The sequence below is a fragment of the Pseudomonas sp. F8002 genome (assembly GCF_013385495.1).
Taxonomy (GTDB): domain Bacteria; phylum Pseudomonadota; class Gammaproteobacteria; order Pseudomonadales; family Pseudomonadaceae; genus Aquipseudomonas.
In genome coordinates, this window is sequence record NZ_JACAPW010000022.1 from 3,203 (window position 1) to 3,485 (window position 283).

Sequence of the window (283 nt, forward strand, 5' to 3'; positions counted from 1 at the left end):
GGCGCCCCGTTAAACCACGCTGGCCGAACGCAGGCTTTGGAGCGTGGGTAACCCGGCAGGACGCCGGGTTAGCCGTCCTGGGCCAGGGATGGCCCATGACGGCGGCCCACGGTCCAAAGCCGGAGTGAGGGCACTCCGAGCCTAAGCGAGGAGCCGAGTGGTGGGGCAAGAGCGTTTTGCTTACTTTTGCGCTGTTCAAAAGTGAGCCGCTGTAAGAGCGGAACCAATCGAAGCCATCACCCAAATAACGGATAAGCCCCCCATCCAACTATTACGAAAGAGT